At 72.6% G+C, this 201-nt stretch carries 1 pseudogene; it reads left to right on the top strand.

The window, feature by feature from the left end:
• A pseudogene (locus tag H483_RS0119535) lies at positions 1-201 on the top strand (IS5/IS1182 family transposase); the annotation flags it as partial.

The raw sequence follows: 201 nt of genomic DNA, 5'->3' as shown, positions 1-201 counted from the left end.
ACTGCTTGAGGCTCTGGATGTTGAGGCGATCACCGCCGCCGGCGGCAGACCAGCCGAGGCGGTGGCGCTGCTGGCATTGGTCGCCGGCCAGGACGTCGAGCCCGCCGAGGATTCCGATGGCACCGACGGCCGGTGGCGCATCGCCCGCCGCACCGTCCCGGACCGGGTGATCTCTACCGTGGACCCCGATGCCCGGCACGC

Origin of the sequence: Dietzia sp. UCD-THP, assembly GCF_000349585.1 — a bacterium.
GTDB classification, from domain to species: domain Bacteria; phylum Actinomycetota; class Actinomycetes; order Mycobacteriales; family Mycobacteriaceae; genus Dietzia; species Dietzia natronolimnaea_A.
This window is presented reverse-complemented; position numbering and strand designations above follow the sequence as displayed.